Below are 3,840 nucleotides of genomic sequence, written 5' to 3'. Positions count from 1 at the left end.
ATTTTTTCTCCCATTAGGTTTATCGTTCTTTTATCTTTCTTAAATAAACACTACATCAGTCTTATATTGATTTAAAACTAAGTCAATATTTTTTTAAAAAACAACTAGGAAGAATAATAAATTACTAATGTAAATATAGTAGATGCGCAAGAAAAGTTGGCAAGAAAAAAATATTTACTACCTTTAATCACAATTTTAGTAGTTTTAGGCGGTTTTTCGGGGAGAGTTGAATGTAGGTATTGGATTCAAAGTATTTGGATTCGAGCGCTTGAATAAACTCGCATTCCTCTGCGCTGATTCCTTTGTTTGAATAAGCATATCGACCATAGTTAAACGATAAGACGGTAGCTGTTTTACCGTCAATAAGACAATGAATGGCAACGTAGCTGTTAATTTCAATCGTAAAAGGGCTTAAAACAATATCGTATTTCTCTAAGGATTTTTCAAAAAACGTTAAGGCGTCATCAGACAGTAACGCCATAAAGTCCAATAGATTGGCGTTAAGCGCTTGCCATTTCACTGTAAAACACCTCATCAATGATCTTTTTGTTTTGAACAAACGCCGCACGTTTTTGATTAGCACGCGCTTTAATCGCCTGTTTACTGGTTGGGATAAGCGTGTTTTCTTCTTTCGCTTTTAAATATACCGCTAAAAGCTCTTCTTTTTGCGCTTTGGTGAGTTTCATAATACCTCCTTAAGTTTGTTTCCCTATTCTACCCCCTATCTAAAAAGCAAGCTAGCAAGCTTAAATAAAGTGAAAAAGAAAGACGTTGTCACAAGCAAAAAAACGAAAAGAAATATTAAACATTCGGGCATAGTTTCGCCCCCGTTTTTAACATAAAAGCAGAAAAGTTATTTCCCTAAATTCAGGTGAACGGGTGACAAATTATTAAGCAATTTCTTTAAAAGATGAGAAATATTTACACACCACTCGCAAAACTGCGTTTTGCCTTTAAAACCAGTAATATCAAGGGATTATAAAAAAGTTGATTAAAGAATAGGCGTTTTTTGTGGTTCAAATTTGGTGCAAATCTGGCGCAAATTTTAATGCGTTAATTTTAAAGGTTTTTTGAGCCACTTGGTTCAAATTTGAACCACAAAATAGCGCAAAAACACACCTAAATGGGAGGTTTAATTTTGGATAGACCCGTTAAAAATGAAAAAAGACTACGCTATTTTTCACTTTTAACGTGCCAAGATTATACCAGTTTTTAGAAAAGATATTATGCCATTCGCAATAATATTGAGGTAAAAAATTTTTTATCTTGGCGTTAAAGTTATTTATTAAAACGTGGGAATTTTAGCGGCTAAAATTTTTAAGACAAAAGAATCCATAAAGCTCCGATGTGGTATATAAAAAATACGGAGCCCTTGGGCGACTTCATCTTTTAGCCCGTAAGGGCTTTCCTAATAAAAAACAAAAAAGACTTATTAAAACTTTAGCGTTCGTGGAGCTTGTGGAGTGTAGGTTTTTAGTGTGGGCAAGACCTGTGTGGTAACTTGTGTGCAACTCAAAGAGTTGTGCAAGGCGTAGCCGTCAAGTTATCCATCAGGTTTGTCCATACGATCGCAACGCGAAAAAACCGTTAAGCAATCCACAAATCCACAACGCCACAAAGAGCGCTGTCCTTTTGCTTGCGTTCAGTCAACCGAGTGTGAATGGCACTCAAAAGATGTTGTTCTTATTCTGGGTGGGAATTGCAGACCCGAGACAATCAATTCCGCTGTATCCGTAACTTCTCGCTTATCAGGTACCTGTTATCGTACGGTGAGACGGTGGCAGAGCTTACATTTCGTTGTAAGTACGTTGTTTTTACACCACAATTTGCCTGTTTATGCTTTCCAGCAGTCCGAGCTAATGACCCTTGAAGTTATGGTTTGCGTTTCTTGTTTACGTCGTTGAATGGTTTTTTGGTAGTAGGGACGCTTCGCAATCTCTTGCATTACTAGCTACCTTTGCTAAGATTTGACTTGTCTAGGGTCTGGTCTTAGCAAAGAACGCTGAAACAGATTATCGAAAAAGGGCTTAGGTGTCAAAACCTAAGCCCTTTTTTCTTATAATTATCATTTTGTTCCAAATGTACTTAAGTATCTTCCTTGTGGAATCCATAATTCATTTTGGCTATTTTGTTTATAGTAAAATGTGGTAACGGATAGAGAACACAGGCGAGATAGTGCAGAACGCTATCAAACAGCACGAGCAAAACTTGATACAGCTGTTACAGCACGCAGAGAACAATTTAGCCGAAAATATCCAAATCGAGCAGGCGAAATTGATAAAAAATACCGTGAGAATGTATCGTTTGCCGAACCTAATCGCCTTGACGATATTAGCCTTGATAGCCATATAAGCAGATAAAACAGGGTATACGGCGAGAGCTTTTTGCCAATAATGAGCATTATTTAACCCTTCATCGCCAAAATGCGTCTGGCACCGTTAAGTACAATGCCCCCCGCGATGGTGCCGATAATCAGATCTGGATAATTGGAACCGGTCCACGCGACCAGGGCGCCGGCGGTGATGCCCCCCAGGTTGATCACCACGTCGTTGGCCGAGAATATCCAGCTTGCCTTCATGTGCGCCCCGCCTTCCCGATGTTTGGATATGAGCAGCAGACAACTGGTATTGGCAATCAATGCGACGAATGCGATAGCCATCATCACCAGCGATTCAGGCTCACTACCGAATACAAAGCGTCTCACCACCTCTACGAGCACGCCCACAGCCAAGATCAGTTGCAGTACACCAGCAAGATGCGCGGCACGTACCTGCATTTTCACGCTATGTCCAACCGCATAAAGGGCAAGCCCGTACACCGCCGCATCGGAAAAATTGTCCAGGGATTCTCCAATCAGGCCAGTGGACTGGGCGATCAGACCGGCAGTCATTTCCACCACGAACAGAAGTGCATTGATGCCGAGCAACCAGCGCAGGGTCCCGGATTCTTGCTTAGCAGAAGCTGCCGAAAACTCGGCGGCCTTGATGGTCTCTGGATTTGCAGCGACGGTTTCCTGAAGCGAGGCGCCTAGCCCCAAGGTCTTCAGTTTCGAGGTGACGGGCTCGACCTCGCCGTCATGCACGACCTTCAGCCGGCGGTTCGACAAGTCGAAGGACAGCGCCCGAATCTCCTCAAAACCGTTCAGGGCTAGGCGAATCATTCGTTCTTCTGATGGACAGTCCATCTTCGGTACGGCATAAACACTGACCCATCTCCCTAGCGCCTCGGAGGAGGCCTGTATATCGATATCCGCTGCGGACGTTGCATCACCGCCACAGGCGCCACCACAGGATTTGCTCATGATACGACTCCACTTAAACAATGTTGTGGTACCATTTTAAACTATAAAGCTACTATAAGGTCAATACGCCATTCGAACTCAAAGATTTATAAAAAACCGCCTTAAAAGGCGGTTTTTTTTCAGTATTTTTTTTGGTTTTTGCATACCTATGCATGAACCTTCGCATAAAGTGCGATTATGTTAAACCACTCCACGCACTTTTATTGAATAAGCATGCAATTCCAAGAAAACTAAAAATCACCAATTTAGAATTGGTGATTTTTGTCTAACAACACCCAAAAGTCATCGTTTTTGATTTAGTTGATTGATATTAATTTCCAAGGAAAATCTCTTACTAAAATTACGTTATTGCCATAAATTATGTGGATTTCTTCTTTTTGTAGAGCTTTTTTTATGTTCTCAGTAACCACATCTGCCAGTCTTTCTCTTCCGCATACTTTATAGAAATCAGGCCAACTTAGCATGATGCATTCATTATTTCCTTTTAGTCTTAATTGATCTCTTAAATCATTGGATATTGCATTTACTGATTTAGACAT

At 40.7% G+C, this 3,840-nt stretch carries 5 protein-coding genes; 1 reads left to right on the top strand and 4 read right to left on the bottom strand.

What is annotated here, in order from left to right; all coding sequences use genetic code 11:
• Positions 1-187 precede the first annotated feature (187 nt).
• Together DYE19_RS11015 and DYE19_RS11010 are read right to left on the bottom strand one after the other, a co-directional pair.
• Positions 188-520 (bottom strand): hypothetical protein, encoded by a 333-nt coding sequence (locus tag DYE19_RS11015; RefSeq protein ID WP_047918690.1) that lies wholly within the window; start codon positions 518-520, stop codon positions 188-190.
• A complete protein-coding gene (locus DYE19_RS11010) occupies positions 501-686 on the bottom strand; it encodes a hypothetical protein (protein WP_005757207.1) in 186 nt (61 codons plus the stop codon). Before DYE19_RS11010 ends, DYE19_RS11015 begins: the two co-directional genes overlap by 20 nt.
• Before the next feature lie 1,458 nt (positions 687-2,144).
• Between DYE19_RS11010 and DYE19_RS11005 the strand changes: the two genes are divergently transcribed.
• Positions 2,145-2,360, top strand: coding sequence for a hypothetical protein (locus DYE19_RS11005; protein ID WP_005757200.1), 216 nt, complete (start codon positions 2,145-2,147; stop codon positions 2,358-2,360).
• Between the two features lie 44 nt (positions 2,361-2,404).
• On the opposite strand, the gene DYE19_RS11000 is transcribed toward DYE19_RS11005, so the two are convergent.
• Both DYE19_RS11000 and DYE19_RS11350 read right to left on the bottom strand, forming a co-directional pair.
• A complete protein-coding gene (locus tag DYE19_RS11000; RefSeq protein WP_064965359.1) occupies positions 2,405-3,301 on the bottom strand; it encodes a cation efflux transmembrane domain-containing protein in 897 nt (298 codons plus the stop codon).
• 296 nt (positions 3,302-3,597) lie between these two features.
• Positions 3,598-3,840, bottom strand: a 243-nt coding sequence (locus tag DYE19_RS11350) for a hypothetical protein (protein ID WP_115323615.1), incomplete at its 5' end; no start/stop codon positions are given.

The organism is Pasteurella canis (assembly GCF_900454865.1).
GTDB lineage: Bacteria > Pseudomonadota > Gammaproteobacteria > Enterobacterales > Pasteurellaceae > Pasteurella > Pasteurella canis.
The sequence above is the reverse complement of the archived record's forward strand: the minus strand, read 5'-3'. Positions and strand labels throughout refer to the sequence as shown.